Here is a 14892-nt window from a genome sequence, read left to right as displayed (position 1 = left end):
TTCTCTGCGAGCGCATAATGTTCTGGCTATGCCAGAACACCCTCCGGGACTTGTAGCTCTCCGTTCTCTATGCACCCGTTTTTCCGGACTTTCTTTTTTTCCGTTTTTTCTTTTGAAAAAATTTTTTGGGAAAAGGGGAGACAAAGGAAATAAACAGGATACTTTAAGAATTTGGTTATGGAAAATTTGGCGAACCTAGAAAATGAGATGGTAAGTTTTATGGAGGCTTTTTGTCCTTTTGGTTATTTGGATATTAAGGAAGCGGTTTCACAGGCGGTTGATGCAGGATTTGATGGGGCTTGGGCTTTTGATCAGATAGAACGGTTTTGTAATGAATGTGGGCTGAAGGTATCGGACGTTGATCCCTGTTATATCGTGATGGATGGTATTCTGCAGCAGGCTAGAAATGAAATAGACGGCTTGTGCGGTTTTGATGTTTGCAATGATGCTAACTTTTATGTTTATGGCAATTTTATGTGTTCCTCTTTTGAAGGGGTAGAGGAGGATCGGGAGCGTTTACGGTCTGCGCTTTTGCCATTTGGCCAACAGTTGGGCGAACTCTCGGATTGTGCAAGATATTGGCTTGGTGAAAATGAGGTAAAGCTGGAAAGCTTTGGAGAGTAAGGGCGGGGCATAGCAATGGATAAGGGATATCGGCTAGATTTTTTTAACCAAAAAAATCAGAAGTTTAGGGATTTTACAATTAAGGGTAAATAGGAATTTATGGTTGTTGTAATAGATTTTTTAGGAAGGTCTATCAGGGGCAGAGACTTGGAGGCTACTATCGAGGAAGCGGATGTTTTTAGAACTCGGTGGATGAATATCCTAGGTTTGCAGCGCTGGACGAGAGGTTGCATGCCTATTGGGAGTATTTTTATCAGAAACTGATTGCTTCAAGGTGATTGGGGAAATTGGGAAGGCCGTCCATCTGGACGGCCGGAAGCCTCGCATCCTGCGGACACTCGGCTGGAATTATCGGCCAGTTGAAATGCGAGTGATCAACTTTTTCGCCGATCTATCTTTTTTACCCATTGTCAATGTCATGATTATAGTGCTTTCAATTTGGTAGTAGGTGTCTTTCTGAGCACTGGAGTTCTAAAATATTTTTGCGTTTTGATATTTTCCCACATAATTAGTTTTTCGCCAACTTTTGTAAAGACCCGAATATCTCCATCCTGTGAGATGACGAATCCAATTGAGTCAGGATTTGTATTACAGAATGAAATCATGGACTGATGTCTGGTGCCAAACTGTTTGCTCAACTTAGGTTCTAACTTTGCTTCCGAACCTGTATTGTCATTGGCTTGGTAATAATATTCTGGGGGATCAATTTCTTCAATTATCACACCATAGCCTTTTTCATTCAAGCTGTTGTCAAACAGGATAAGACCATCCACACAACTGTGCGAGGCAATAAACCGAATAGATCCCTTCAGTTCATTCTCTGTGGATTTTTTTTTGTCAACGCCGAAACGGTATTCGTCAAATAATCCTGAACTTATCTTCTTGCCATCAAGCTCGTTAATCTCTTCTTCTACGATGTCGCTCGCAATTTTCCATTTGATTATCCTGGACATAGATCTGGAGAGCCGATTATATTCTATGGGATAGTTTATTCTCAGTCCCTTAGTTTCTGGGGTAATCAAAAATGCACCGCCATGGTGATAATTCCGGATGTGAATCAGTATTCTGGAAATGGTATCACGCCAGATATTTACGGCATCACTTTCATAATCTGCAATGTCGACCTTAAAATTATTTGATTGAATGAATTTATCAATGCCTGGAATGAAAGCTGCTGACTTGTTCCGTAATAATTTAGATATTGGTCCGAATCTTAATACATCCAAAAAATCAGTTACTAAGACATTTTGCTTGAATGTAGCAATCAGTTCGTAACCTTTAATGACCGAAAGGCTGCCAATTCCAATGATGGAAACTTGGAAAAACCCAGCCTGATCAGGTCTACTACTCGTTTCTCTGTTGAAAAAACTCTCTGAATGCACTGCTTGATCGATTAAACCGTGGATGATCAAGTTATCTTCCTCGTCATAAAAAACAGCAAGGGAACTACTCCAAGGATCTGCGGATTTTGAAAGTTTCACAATCGCATTAATGCCGTATGGGATAGGTTTTTCAAAGGGTATAAAGTTGAACCGCTCAATTTGGTTACTCCTTTTAAGGCTTTCTGAGGATTTAGGATCATAAAAAGCAATTCTAACTTTGATTAGTTCTCCCTCTTCAGAGTTCATGCTTGCGAAAAATAACGTATCGAAAAGAGTTATCAGAATAATTTTGGATGGTATTAAGTATTCAAATTTGCTAGATTTTTTTAGGTCTGAACGGATATATTCCGCTAGGTTCTCGATAGTGTCTTTTGCTTGCATTGAATGAGCGTAATCTAAGAATGAGTAATATAACGTTTTGTATTGGCAAATAAAGAAAAATAGCTATTCTTGCAACCAAGAATTTTAATATGGAAGATATAAAAATAACATTGCAAATTTCCACGGCCAATGGTGTCGATATCCCTATGCCTACTACATTCATATCGGCGAGTTCGGGCACTAAAACTTACAGTTTCAAAGATAAAGAGGAGCTTATAGCTTACACTGGGCAACTTTATGCGCAGTACATTAAGTTTAAGGATCCGGAGACTGGATTGATTGCGGATCTTCTCCGCCAAATTGGGCAGCAAATAAAATAAGATTTTCGTGCGCATTTTTTTTAACCAATACGAAGTTCTGGGAAGGAATTAGCAAAATGAGGGTTCAAGCGTTAAAGTGTTGCCCCGATTGCGCGGAGCACTATGACATGTAGTTGAAATATTAAACCTTTAAAAATTTTAGGCTTTTTCTATCGTTTGTGGTAACAACATTTTAAGTCCATTTATTAATGTCGCGAGTGCCTTAAAGGTTAATTCCATATTATCCCTGATAACCGACGGTTTAACGAAACTGTGTTTTGCCGATCCATAAGTAAGTTTGCTGGCGCTTAATTCGATGGTGCTCCTGGAATCTGGATAATTGATGGGAGTACGGTGCGTAAAGCTGTTGCGGAAGTTGGTGGTCACTTTGGTCCGCATGTTAAAATCCTTGATGGCCTTTGAAACCGCTTTGTTTGGGACCTTTACAAGGACATCTTTGAAATATACCTTCGTCACATCAAATCCCATGGTGTAATATACATTCAGTATCTGACCGATAGTATCTTTTACCGTTGAGAAATGGTAATAGAATATTTCTGAATAATAGTCGAACTGTATCCGGTTAATGTAGTGTTGATGGTCAAAAACGCTTTCATCTTCCGGAAAACCACGAGTGTAATGAACTATGGCATTATGGTAGGTATGGGAAAGTGCACCGTTTCTGTTGAGAAGCACACCGTCCCAATAATGTAAATGATCATCTCGATAGACTTCTATAATACCTTTTTGTCTTGAGGCAAGTGATATGATTGGATGATCTGATTTATAGCCAAAGGGATAGAGATCGGGATTGGTTTTGTAGACTGCCTGAAGTTCTTCCCTGGTGGGATAACAATAGTCTGAGGCTTTTATGATAATGGTTTTGTTCGCCATTTTTGTATGATTAAATCTCTTTTATTATGCAGAATTTGATCTAATATTTATAATTCAATGTTTGCCCCAGGTGCATTATTTCTTACGCTTTCTATTCCATTGTCTCTAGCTTGCATTGATTCATACATTTCGCTACTACCGATGATCTGTCCATTAGTAGCTTTTAAATTGAAATAATATTTGCCGTTTGATGATGTTTTTCGGTCATATTGGGAATAGCTTTGCGAATTTGATTTCACCGAATGTATCCCATTTTCGCAACTACTTAAAGCAGAATAACCTTCACTGACTAATATCGTCTGGCCATTTGGTGCAAGAAGCCTAAATTGAAACTCCCCATTTGATCGTCTTGTTATTACAAATTTACTCATGTCGGCTTTTACTGATTGTTGTTTTAATAACTATATATGATTGTCGGTTACGCTTCTTCTATATTGCGCTTCCAGTATTTATTGTAGTGTCTGATTTCCTCAATGGATTTGGTTTCCTCTTCTACTGTATCTTCATTGGTATTGACGCCTGCTTTTTGTAGCGCCTCTGTTATACTTTCGGTCAGATCCGAAATAATAAAACCAGTTGCCCTGTGAAAGTCCTTTTGGAGTAAACTAAGGTTGTTGGTATATGTGTTATCTCTTCCCACCAAAATGATATCTTCTTTCACATTTTCTAACACGATTTCCCAGTTAATTTCATCCCCGATGGAATACTTGTCAGATGTTGGTGGATTGCCAACTTTTTTTCGTTTTTCTGCCCTGACAATGATTTCTTCGGTGGTATAGTATACAGTTCCGTTTTCAAGAGATAAGTTTACAAATTCCTTGAAATAAGTTGCGATTTCATCCTCTGAGGGATCTTTTAGTATCTGATCAATCGCAAGAATTACTTCTTTTTGTTTTGTCCTATATTGTTTTTGTAATTCGATCAGTTCCTTAAATACCTCAAGATTCTTTAAGTATGAACTGGAAAAATTGTCCAGGGAGGATTCAGATTGAAAATTCTGCTGCATAACCTTTATTACCTTTTCCCGTGATCTATCAAACTCTTGAATAATTTGGTCGGTGAGGATAACTTTATCAATGTTTTCTAACAACGTAGCAAAAACGTTTACCGGCGTTCTGTTGGAGCGGTAAAAATCCAGGAAAATATTAGTGTCAATTAGGATTTTCATTGATAGAGCTTTAAATCTTATCTTCAGTTCACACCAAAGATAAGGATATCGGATAGATTATCTGTTATGATTGGTAGGCATCCATGACCTTGGTATATATTTGGATAAATAGCCATCGGCGATTAAGGTCAAATTACAAGATACTACTGCTATTTTTTAGGGTTAAATATTCTGTTTGATACAGGCCGAGGAGAAATTGTACAGGATAACCTTGTCGGTAATTTATAATCTGCGATGGCTTTTGTCGGATGATTGATTTGTAGCTCTATCTGTTGCAAAAAGGTCATGAATTTCGGGCGCTCCTTTCTATGCGAGCGCATAATGTACTGGCGCAGCCAGAACAGCCTCCGGGACTTACAGCTCTCCGTTCTTTACACCCATTTTTCCGGATTTTTTTTTTTTTTTGAAAAGATTTTTGGGAAAAGGGGGAAACAAAGGAAATAAACAGAATACTTTAAGAATTGGTTATGCAACGAACGGATAAGGTTTGCAATAAATTCTCAACGGGGCTTGGGGGGATTAGATGGTTATTTGTTTAGATTTATTGTGGGTTAATTTATATCCTGCTAATTAGCACAAAGAAGTGGCTTGTTTTTTTATTGATCACATTTAGGCATGGAAAAATCTAAATTCTCTAACCACCAAGTAAAAATATAGACACAGCAAAGTTTGTATTAAGTTTGGTGTGCAATTGAAATGATCAACTATTCCATATGTAGGTGTTATGTGAAGGTTTTATAGGGAATGGATACGGTGGATAATTTGTTATATTTACATTTTAATGTCTGTGCTCCCAGACTTTTATCTAAATTAATGATAGTTATGCAGATTAGAATCTGGATCAGGCAACACCTGCTCTCCTTGTTTAAATTTATAGAGGGAAAAGCAAAAAAAATCCATTATCTCTTATTGGAAAAAGATGATGCCAAAATGGATTATACCTCGTTGTCTCCTATTGCCAATGGTGATGAAAATGGCAACTATGGGAAGGCACTTTTGTGGGCATTGAAAAACCGGAGTAGCGAGGATATCAAAAACATTGCATTAACTGGACCTTATGGATCTGGGAAAAGCAGCATCCTCAAGACCTTTCAAGAAAGGTATTTGGGGAATGACCTTAAATTCCTGAATATTTCTCTAGCAACCTTTAAAGAGGAGAAGATTAAAAAAGATGCAGACGGTAATTTGATCGAGACCGATAAGACTGAGCTGCTCCGGCTGATTGAGGTCAGTATCCTTCAACAGATTTTTTATCATGAGGAAGACCGGAAGATCCCGGATTCAAGGTTCAAAAAGATCAAAAGTTATAGTGCTAAAAAACTATTTTTTTATGCACTGGCCTACTCATTGTTCCTTTTAGCTGTTCTTGATGTTTTCTTTCCTTATATGGTACAGGGGACTTTCAAAGATTTTCCCTTTTCTGCATTTGGCTGTGATGTGCTATTTTATGCAAGTAGGGCAATTATTATAACCGGGATTTTCTGGGTCATATTTAAGTCAATCAGGGTGATCAGTGCGATTACGCTTAATAAGCTGACCATTCAGGATGCGGAGTTTGGGCTTGGTGATAACATCAACAAGTCGATCCTTAACCATCATATCGATGAGATCCTTTATTTTTTTAGTGTGCGGCCTTACAATGTTGTGGTGATCGAAGACCTGGACCGTTTTCAGGAAACGGAAATATTTACCAAACTGCGGGAAATCAATCTGCTACTCAATAATTCCCGGAAGACAAAACGTAAAGAAATCGTATTCATTTACGCGGTAAGGGATGAAATGTTTGCGGACAAGGACCGGACAAAATTTTTTGATTTCATTATCCCAGTTATCCCTATCATCAATTCTTCCAATTCGAGCAATATTATCCTGGGTAAGAAAAAAATATTTGGTTATAGTCTTAGCGATACTTTTATCGAGGATATCGGTTATTATATTGATGATATGCGGCTTCTGCACAATATTAATAACGAGTTCTACCTGTACAAGCTGAAACTAAATGAAAATCTGGTCCAGGATAAACTTTTTGCAATAATCGTTTATAAGAATATCCATCCGGGCGATTTTGTGAAACTGAGCTATAACGAGGGCGAACTTTTCAAAATTCTTAACTCAAAAGCTATATATATTAGAGAGCAGGCCGATCTTTTGGAAAAAACGATAGAGGTATTAAGGGATGAGATCAAGCTGCTGAGCAATGTTTATGCAAGGCATATAAAAGAACTGCGTTCGGTTTATGTTCTTAAAGCACTGGAAGGACTTCCGCGGTTAGACTCCTTTCTTGTGGCAGGTAATGTAATATCCTTTGAGGAGCTCGCGGAAGATAAAAACTTTGAATATCTCAGAACGGATCGGCTGAAATATAATAACCGGACTATTGATTATTACAATCGGAGAGAAACCCTGACGACAACTGATCTGAATATTACCTTTGCGGATCTTGAAAAAAAAGTTAATCCCAAGAAAGCTTATGTTGTGCGGGAAAAAGAATTGGTGGATCTGGAGTCGGATAGGATCAATGTACTTAAGGTTAAGATACAGGATCTGGAAAAAGAGAAAGCTGCTGTGAGAAAATTCAATATCGCCCAGTTGGTATTGGATGGGGTGGACCTGGGTATCAAAAAAGAATGCGGGCTTAACATTGCCTTTGTGGATATGGCACTTAGGAACAGTTATATCGCCGAGGATTACCTGGACTATATATCACTTTTCCATGAGGGAAGCATCACCCGTGCAGATTACCAGTTCAAGATTAATCTTAGAAATAGGGCAATTGGTGAGTTTGATTATAAGCTTAACAGGATCGATAAGCTTATTCTTCAGATTAATCCACTCGACTTTGAGAACCATTTTATACTTAATTATAACCTAGTAGATTTTTTATTGGAAAATAAGGATGCTTATGAAAAAGAGCTTACGGCTATATTTGGTGTATTGAAAGATGGCTCGGAACTTTCTTTGAAATTTATTAAAGGATTTTTAAAAGATGGGGTGGGAATTGCATTGTTCCTGGATTATATCTGTAGGTATTGGGCGGGTTTTTGGGGATTTGTGGAGAGCGGAACAGATTTTACAGAGGTGCAACAGGACCAGATGCTTATTTTGATGATCAGATCGGTCAATACTAGCTCGTTTAAATCTTTGGCGGTTAATTCAGGACTGGAAAGAAGATTGGAAAATGATAACGATACCCTTTCTAGCGTAAATGATGAACAGATATTAAAAGATCTGATTACAGTGCTGGATCTTAAGTTCGCCAATTTAGATTTATCTGCATTTTCCGATGATATTAATGCTTTTATCTATGAGGGTGATCATTATCAGATCAACATCCATATGGTTAGCTCATTGATATTGATGTTTGGAGATTGGGATCAAGTGAATTTTGATGTTTCCAATTTTAAAGCGGTTAAAACCTCGGGCTGTGATCAACTTATTGTTTATCTGACTGATTATATTGATGATTATGTGACCAATATCTATCTCCAGATTGTTTCCAATAATGCTGAAGAAGAACCGTACTATATCGAACTTTTAAAGAGTGAATATCTGGCGCATGATTATGCGCTTAAGGTTATCGACCAGGTCAAGACAAAGGTTACCAGGCTTTCAGATCTGGAAGATACCGTTATCGTGAAATATCTGCTGGCCAAAGATAAGGTTGCTCCGAACTGGGAAAACCTGTTGTATGATTTTCAGATTTCGGATAGTACAGTTTCGGCAGAATCGATAAATTTTATCAATGTACTGGATAATGCGAAGGCATTGTCTTTGGTGAAAATGCCACTGAAAGTGGAAGAAAAAGATATCTTTTCTCCTTTTTGCCGGGCATTACTGACTACTAATGGGATTAGTGAGGAGGCTTTTGAGCATATTTCCAAATCTTCACCATGGTGGTTTAGTAATCTGGAAATCGAAAACATATCTTCCGAAAAAGCAAGATCATTGGTCAATAACAGGGATATTGAACCGGTGAAAAAAAGTTTTGATGCACTGAAAGAACATCATCCGGGACAGAATATCAGACTCCTCGAACTTTATAAGAAAAGTTTGCTGGATAAACTTGATGAACTGGAATTTGATGCACCGGATATAGAACTTGTGCTGCCTTCAGTTCTGTTGAGCAATCCCGAAAAAATGAGGATATTAAAAAGGTGCGATGAGGCGGAAGTGGTCGCAAACAAAAAGATTATGGTGGGCCTTGGGCAGATGATGCTGGATGATCACACACTTGATCTGAGTGATGCTTTAAAAGTGGAACTGTTAAACTGCCAATGGATTTCGCATTTGAACAGGATCAACTTATTACTGATCCAGGGCATAAGCAATCACGAACGGATAAATGTTTTTCTGGAGAATCTCGGAGGTGAATATGCGAAAATCAGCGATGCTACAAAGCGTCCGAGTTTTGCTGATCATTCCATTATTAGGCAGTTCTTGGAAAAACTGGTAAGGATTAAATATATATCCAGTATTTCGGAGAAGCGTGGAGTTTTAAAGGTATACCACAAAACAAGATAACTGGCACTATTTGATATTTAAGATGCTGTCTTCTAAATTTACACTGGATAGATTTTTGTTAAATCTCTTTCAGTCTTCGGATTAACTGTTTAAATTCATGTCCGCCAGATCATTATTTGCGTTATTCTATAAAAACTAGATCGATCATGAACTTGCTATATTGCTTTTTAGGGGGGATGGGTGTGGCTTTACCGATATTTATGACTGTTGCCATGGTGTATTGTATATCCATGGGTTCAATAAGAGGTTGAAATAATCGGCAGATTGAAGATTTGACTGATGCTATTTGATTTATTGTTGTTGTCTTTGTTTTCCTATACCAAGCCCGGGATTGCCCTCAAGGGTTAGATAATTTATCAATGATCCGGCTTAAGACTCTTCTATATCTTTTAATGAGAGTTTTTGTATTTTACCAAAAAGTAATTTTGATAACCTGTCAACTGTGCCCTGTTTAAAGTGCCCACAGATATATAGCCTGTTCAATGCCCTAAAATTTAATAATAGGCGCTCATTTAATTCGTAGAAATGCTTTACGCCAGTGGTATAGGAGTGACCGCAGATTAGATCAAGTTCCAGCGCCTCCAGGCTTACAAAGTTTGAGGCCAGAAGTATATCGAGCGTATTTTGCGAGATGAATCCCAGTTGCTCATCAGTTACCCAGTTGGATCCTATTGTAATTTCCTTTAGCTTTTGTAAGTTTACCTTAGCCTTAAGCTCAAATACACCAAATAATTCCAGATGCTCCAAAGCAGGCATATTTTTAAGTGCTCCGGTAATATCTCCCAAATTCGGATAATACATGTCTTGATTGGCTAAAAGAAATTCGTCACCATATTCAAAAGTTTTCAATTTTGGGAATTCGACCGTTGATAGCAATTCCGATATCCTGGCATAATTTTTAAACCCAAACTTATAATTGGAAATCTGAGAACCGATTGCTAAATGTTCCAAATGCTTATGTAAACCTTTTTCTATAAGGTTTTCAATGATCTCAAAATTCCCCTCCCCAAAGTAAGCATAAACGCTGGTGTATTATCGGGCAATTTGTCGATAGATGGAAGCGGGTTGTTATGATGACGGATCCCAAAAATGCATGAATTGCTATTCCAACCCTGATAAGTTGAGTTTTCAGACTTGAAAAGCCTTTGATCAGCTGGATATTTCTTTAAGAATGATTCGGCCATATTTTTGTTTTGGTATCAACTTTTTTAATCAGGTCAGGTAAGCGGAAATCTCCGGACATCGTTTGGACCAGAGCGGATGCAGTATCTAAATCGATACCAATTGCAGAGATGTATATCCCGTTTTTACTCTGACCCCTGAATATTTCTTTTACCAGTTTGTTGTTATTATAGAATTTTGATTTAGCCACACCGATTATAGGAATTGCCATGGCCATGGACTCATAAAGATAGGCACCTAAGCCCTTTTTTCCACCATCATCTAGATATATAAAACCGTCTATGATGATCAAATCTATTTCTTGCAGATCGATATCCTCCAGAAATTCCAGTATGCAGGGCAGCTCCCTTTTATAAAATTCCCCAGACACATACTCGGCTACATTATCTACAATTTTTGAACTGATTTGCAGTAGCGAGCTATCGGTCCAGGTTTCGAAGAAACCACCTACTACTTTTGCTTGTGCTCCTTTATAGGATACATCTATAATTAACTTCATTTAGGATCTAAACTTAATCCGCGGCTTACCTTTTAACAATCTGCTCTGTCCACCCATCGTTATCCGGCAGTGATAATATTTGTTTTTTTGTGGGCATCGTATAAAATCTGGAAAATCATTTGATATCCTGACTGCGAAACTCCTTTTGACTTATAAATTTCATTGATCTGAGTAGATCCAGATATTTTTTTTCCATAATTGGCCGGCTAATATCTTTTGAGGCCATATGATTAAACCCTGTAATGATATAATCATCTTCAACCTTCTTCAGCTCTATAGTAATTTCTTCCTCGTAGAACTTAAAGCTTGCCTCATTACCTTTAAAAGAAACATTGCCAACAATAGAATTGTTACTATTGATTTCAGAGATCAGTATGGGTGTTCCAGTTCTCTGTCTAGCGTAGTCAAAAAACTTTTGGATAAAACTTATTGTAGAACGATCGCACAGCGACTCCAGATATTTAAAATTATTATCTTTAAAACCGCTTTGTACTCCGGGGAAAAAAAAGTTTACAACCCGAAGAACAGAGTCTTTTGCAGGTTTATCTACAAGAAATAGTTGATACTTTCGTATTTTCTCTTTAACAGCGGCAATCTTATCCGGGCTTGCATATATATCATTTTCTCCTTTAACAATCCAGCGATCATTCTTCTTCAACAGGTTTATATAATAAAATTCATCTCCGCTCATCTTGCATGTGGCCTGATTTCCTTCAATAGTAACTTTTGTTGGATAGATGTCCAGATTTGGCCTCATGGTTGGAGCATCCACGACTTTTATATACTGTTCATTAAGCATTAGTAATCTAAACAAGGAGTCTTCTGTAACAGATTTTAGTACCAACGAATCTCCATCTCTCAATGCAATCCTACCGCTGATAAAACTTCTGCAAACCTCCTTGATTTGACCCTCATCACTTTGTTTACATCCAAAAATAAAAGGAACCAATAAGCAGATCATCAGGTAAAGACTAAATGGTAGGTGAAATACCTTGTGACTGGAAAGCGAGTTTGAGTTGAGCATTAATTATTTTGATTATTTAAAAAATATACAAAAGCATAAATATCCGAAACGACTATTTATGACTGTAAGTTAGGTTTTCTTGGACAAAGAAGAAAAAACATTGCAAAATTGTAAACCCCAGAATGGCTTATAGAACAATTAAAGCTCAAGTGATTCAAATGTGATTTCCCTATCAATATACTTTATCATTTTGTCGACAAAGCCAGCGCTATCAGCACTGCAGTTTTTTTCGACATGTAACCTCATATCTGTGAAATCCCAACCGGTTTCTTTTTCTTCTTTTGCTTCAATGTTTAGCTCTTTAAGTTTTTTGATTGCTTCCAACTTCTTTGCTTCGGTGAATTCAGTGCTTATTGATAGGAAGATGTCTAGAGTTGAAAGTATAGTTTTATATTTTTCACTTTTAATTTGTCCCCGGTAATACTGATTAAAATCGTTAGTATTTTCACCCAATATGATTTTAGCCTCATAAAGGTTTAATAGATTTCCTTCTTCGGGTTCGCCTTGACTGGAAAGTCTACTTTCTGATATCTTCACGGCGTTCTCATAGCAAAATCTTGCTATTTCAAATTCGTTTTTCAGGTTGAAAAATCTGCCTGCAGTTTGATAGTAGTTCTCATTATTTATTTTCTCGCCTCCTTCTACCAAAATGTTTTTTGCAATATTCTGACCATCTGGGAGCTGAACGAATGCTTTGTTGATATATAATAATGATGATAGGGGATTACTTGATATGCCATTGTCGAGGATTTCTATAGCAGAGTTTCTGTCACCGAGATCATTTTTTAGTTCTGCGATATTGATGTAACAGGCTTCAACACGGTAGCCTTCACTGATTAGAGATTGATAAATATTGATTGCTTCATCTTTTTTTCCCTTTTCACCGATAAATGTCGCTTTACGGAACTCATATTGGTTGGAAAACTCGGCATTGTCACTGAAAACTTCTATTGCCTCGTCAAAATAGGCGATAACCTCGCTTTGCCTGTTTTCCTGAATCAGATATTTTAGTAATAAATTATAGTAGTTCGAACCTGGCTTAATGCTGATGAGTTTCTTATAAGCTTCTATTACTTTGTTAATACTGTCCAGTTTTAAAAGTACCGTAATTTTGTTGTTAATGTAGAGCTCGTTATCTGGACTTTCCACTATGGCTTTCTCTAAGTGCTCCAGCGCTTCCAGCAGTTTCCCTTTATCTTTGTACTGAAGGGCGAGATTGTTGTGTGCACCTGAAGCTTTTGGATCTATGGAAAGGTGTTTATGATAATTTTCTATGGATTTGTCAGAATTATTTATCTGTCCGTAGTTATAGCCGAGATGAAAATACGCTAATTTATGTTCTGGTACTTTTGCGACAACTTTTTCCAAGAGTTCATTGGCTTCAGCATACATTTTTTTCTCAACAAGAATTTTTGCTTTTGAGAATAGGATTTCTGGGTCGTCTGGTATCCCGATGTTTTCAAAGAACTCCAATCGTTTTTCTAATAAACTTAACGTTTTTTCCTGGCTTTCAGGCATCGACATACTGCTGATTTCTTCTGTTTTGAGTTCTGCAATTCGTTTGATCTTACTTGTTTCGACTTCGATGTCTGTGAGTAACCGATCCCGAACCAAATCGATAATTTTTTTATAGTCGTCTTCAAGTGCGGTCTTCTTTGAGGAGAGAAGAGTGTCGAATTCATTTTTTTTCCCTTCTACATAGGCTTTGGCTTCTTCCAGTGTTCGGATAGCTTGATTATTTCGTTTCTGCGATTTTAGACTCTCAAAACCGATGTATATCCCTGCAAGCGCAATTAGGATCCCGAAGATTGTCGCTATGTTGGCGGTATAACTTAAGTAATTGTTGAGCCTGTCGTTTGTACTTTGATAGAGAAGAACGGTGTTTTCCATCTGGTTTTTCTGAATGGCATGTTCTTTTTCTAACCTCTCGATTTTATTCTGTAAGACCTTGATATTGTCATCAGGCTTAGATAAAGTGACTAAAGGTAAAATCAATAGGAAGGTTAGTAGGAGTGAAGGTAGTGTTGATAAACTTAGAACTTTTGTCCTGTTTTTTTTTGATTTAATTAAGGGCATAACTTTTTATTAGATGCACGAAGATAATCATTATCAAGGGGGTTTAAGCACCTGAAATCCTATTAAGCTAGCAAATTAATTAGCTTAATTTGGAGCGCTACTAAGCCACTATTAAATTAGACTATACACGGCAAGCTGATTGTGCCCTTGCAGATCTGCTTCGGTCATCTCCAGCATCAACTTTTCAATCGAAACGGATAAAAAGGTCGTGAATTTCGGGCGCTCCTTTCTCTGCGAGCGCATAATGTTCTCGCTGCGCCAGAACACCCTCCGGGACTTATAGCTCTTCGTTCTCTATGCCCCCGTTTTTCCGGACTTTCTTTTTTTCCGTTTTTTCTTTTGAAAAGATTTTTTGGGAAAAGGGGAAAGGAAACAAAAACAATGTAAAACTTAAAATTTTTGATCATGGAAATTACAGGAAGATTAACAGGAGATGCAACGGTAAAGACGTTGAGCGGAGAACGGAAAGTGGTAAACTTTTCAATTGCTATCAATGACAGTTACCGCAGTGGCGGGGAACAAAAGAAGATTACTACATTTTTTGAGTGTTCATACTGGTTGAACACAGGTATCGCAGAATACCTTAAAAAGGGGGGATGGGTTCAGCTTTACGGCAGGGTGGGTGCCAATGCATACATCAATAGTGACGGTGAGGCTAAGGCATCGCTGACCTTTCATACCTCAGAAGTTAAGCTGTTAGGTTCGACGGGAAGTAGTGGGAAGGCAGCTGTGCCAACGGGTAGAAATAGAGGTGAAGGGACGCAAAGGAGGAAGAAACGGAGCTAGACAATGCTAAGGCTTTTGGCGGAGACATTCCCTTTTTAAAAGCTCATTATTTCAGC

12 protein-coding genes are annotated in these 14892 nt (G+C 37.7%); 4 read left to right on the top strand and 8 right to left on the bottom strand.

Annotated elements, in window-relative coordinates; translation table 11 throughout:
• Nucleotides 1-177 precede the first annotated feature (177 nt).
• On the top strand, nt 178-624 hold the full coding sequence (locus AC1RJ8_RS06805) for a hypothetical protein (RefSeq protein ID WP_492953026.1): 447 nt from the start codon (nt 178-180) through the stop codon (nt 622-624).
• Nucleotides 625-1046: 422 nt separating this feature from the next.
• On the opposite strand, the gene AC1RJ8_RS06800 is transcribed toward AC1RJ8_RS06805, so the two are convergent.
• A complete protein-coding gene (locus AC1RJ8_RS06800) occupies nt 1047-2387 on the bottom strand; it encodes a putative sensor domain DACNV-containing protein (RefSeq protein ID WP_492953027.1) in 1341 nt (446 codons plus the stop codon).
• An 89-nt stretch (nt 2388-2476) separates the two neighbouring features.
• On the opposite strand from AC1RJ8_RS06800, the gene AC1RJ8_RS06795 reads away from it, so the two are divergent.
• Nucleotides 2477-2707: a hypothetical protein gene (locus AC1RJ8_RS06795; RefSeq protein WP_492953028.1), complete on the top strand. Its 231-nt coding sequence runs from the start codon at nt 2477-2479 to the stop codon at nt 2705-2707.
• A gap of 138 nt (nt 2708-2845) precedes the next feature.
• On the opposite strand, the gene AC1RJ8_RS06790 is transcribed toward AC1RJ8_RS06795, so the two are convergent.
• The 3 genes from AC1RJ8_RS06790 to AC1RJ8_RS06780 are packed head-to-tail and all read right to left on the bottom strand — an operon-like array spanning nt 2846 to nt 4748.
• The gene (locus AC1RJ8_RS06790) at nt 2846-3580 is read right to left on the bottom strand and encodes a Cthe_2314 family HEPN domain-containing protein (protein ID WP_492953029.1); all 735 of its coding nucleotides are present in this window, start codon (nt 3578-3580) and stop codon (nt 2846-2848) included.
• Between the two features lie 47 nt (nt 3581-3627).
• On the bottom strand, nt 3628-3951 hold the full coding sequence (locus AC1RJ8_RS06785) for a YegP family protein (protein ID WP_492953030.1): 324 nt from the start codon (nt 3949-3951) through the stop codon (nt 3628-3630).
• Between the two features lie 47 nt (nt 3952-3998).
• Nucleotides 3999-4748, bottom strand: a complete 750-nt coding sequence (locus tag AC1RJ8_RS06780) for a PIN domain-containing protein (RefSeq protein ID WP_492953031.1) — start codon at nt 4746-4748, stop codon at nt 3999-4001.
• Between the two features lie 822 nt (nt 4749-5570).
• On the opposite strand from AC1RJ8_RS06780, the gene AC1RJ8_RS06775 reads away from it, so the two are divergent.
• Entirely contained in the window at nt 5571-9269 is a 3699-nt protein-coding gene (locus tag AC1RJ8_RS06775; RefSeq protein WP_492953032.1) for a YobI family P-loop NTPase, read from the top strand.
• Nucleotides 9270-9638: 369 nt separating this feature from the next.
• On the opposite strand, the gene AC1RJ8_RS06770 is transcribed toward AC1RJ8_RS06775, so the two are convergent.
• From AC1RJ8_RS06770 to AC1RJ8_RS06755, 4 genes are all read right to left on the bottom strand, one after another.
• Nucleotides 9639-10118 carry a hypothetical protein gene (locus AC1RJ8_RS06770; RefSeq protein WP_492953033.1) on the bottom strand — a complete coding sequence of 160 codons (480 nt, stop codon included), beginning with the start codon at nt 10116-10118 and terminating at the stop codon, nt 9639-9641.
• 316 nt (nt 10119-10434) lie between these two features.
• Nucleotides 10435-10950, bottom strand: a complete 516-nt coding sequence (locus AC1RJ8_RS06765) for an endonuclease V (RefSeq protein ID WP_492953034.1) — start codon at nt 10948-10950, stop codon at nt 10435-10437.
• A gap of 115 nt (nt 10951-11065) precedes the next feature.
• Entirely contained in the window at nt 11066-11974 is a 909-nt protein-coding gene (locus AC1RJ8_RS06760) for a hypothetical protein (RefSeq protein ID WP_492953035.1), read from the bottom strand.
• Nucleotides 11975-12112: 138 nt separating this feature from the next.
• On the bottom strand, nt 12113-14050 hold the full coding sequence (locus AC1RJ8_RS06755) for a tetratricopeptide repeat protein (RefSeq protein ID WP_493008036.1): 1938 nt from the start codon (nt 14048-14050) through the stop codon (nt 12113-12115).
• Between the two features lie 405 nt (nt 14051-14455).
• On the opposite strand from AC1RJ8_RS06755, the gene AC1RJ8_RS06750 reads away from it, so the two are divergent.
• Complete coding sequence (locus AC1RJ8_RS06750) at nt 14456-14836, top strand: single-stranded DNA-binding protein (protein ID WP_492953037.1); 381 nt, start codon at nt 14456-14458, stop codon at nt 14834-14836.
• Nucleotides 14837-14892 lie beyond the last annotated feature (56 nt).

Source organism: Pedobacter sp. GW822-FHT03F06 (genome assembly GCF_058801365.1).
This window is presented reverse-complemented; position numbering and strand designations above follow the sequence as displayed.

Coding starts and splice junctions, on each gene's coding strand:
- AC1RJ8_RS06750 (WP_492953037.1), top strand. CDS start 14,456: ATGGAAATTACAGGAAGATTAACAGGAGATGCAACGGTAAAGACGTTG.
- AC1RJ8_RS06800 (WP_492953027.1), bottom strand. CDS start 2,387: ATGCAAGCAAAAGACACTATCGAGAACCTAGCGGAATATATCCGTTCA.
- AC1RJ8_RS06805 (WP_492953026.1), top strand. CDS start 178: ATGGAAAATTTGGCGAACCTAGAAAATGAGATGGTAAGTTTTATGGAG.
- AC1RJ8_RS06765 (WP_492953034.1), bottom strand. CDS start 10,950: ATGAAGTTAATTATAGATGTATCCTATAAAGGAGCACAAGCAAAAGTA.
- AC1RJ8_RS06795 (WP_492953028.1), top strand. CDS start 2,477: ATGGAAGATATAAAAATAACATTGCAAATTTCCACGGCCAATGGTGTC.
- AC1RJ8_RS06785 (WP_492953030.1), bottom strand. CDS start 3,951: ATGAGTAAATTTGTAATAACAAGACGATCAAATGGGGAGTTTCAATTT.
- AC1RJ8_RS06780 (WP_492953031.1), bottom strand. CDS start 4,748: ATGAAAATCCTAATTGACACTAATATTTTCCTGGATTTTTACCGCTCC.
- AC1RJ8_RS06755 (WP_493008036.1), bottom strand. CDS start 14,050: ATGCCCTTAATTAAATCAAAAAAAAACAGGACAAAAGTTCTAAGTTTA.
- AC1RJ8_RS06775 (WP_492953032.1), top strand. CDS start 5,571: ATGCAGATTAGAATCTGGATCAGGCAACACCTGCTCTCCTTGTTTAAA.
- AC1RJ8_RS06760 (WP_492953035.1), bottom strand. CDS start 11,974: ATGCTCAACTCAAACTCGCTTTCCAGTCACAAGGTATTTCACCTACCA.
- AC1RJ8_RS06790 (WP_492953029.1), bottom strand. CDS start 3,580: ATGGCGAACAAAACCATTATCATAAAAGCCTCAGACTATTGTTATCCC.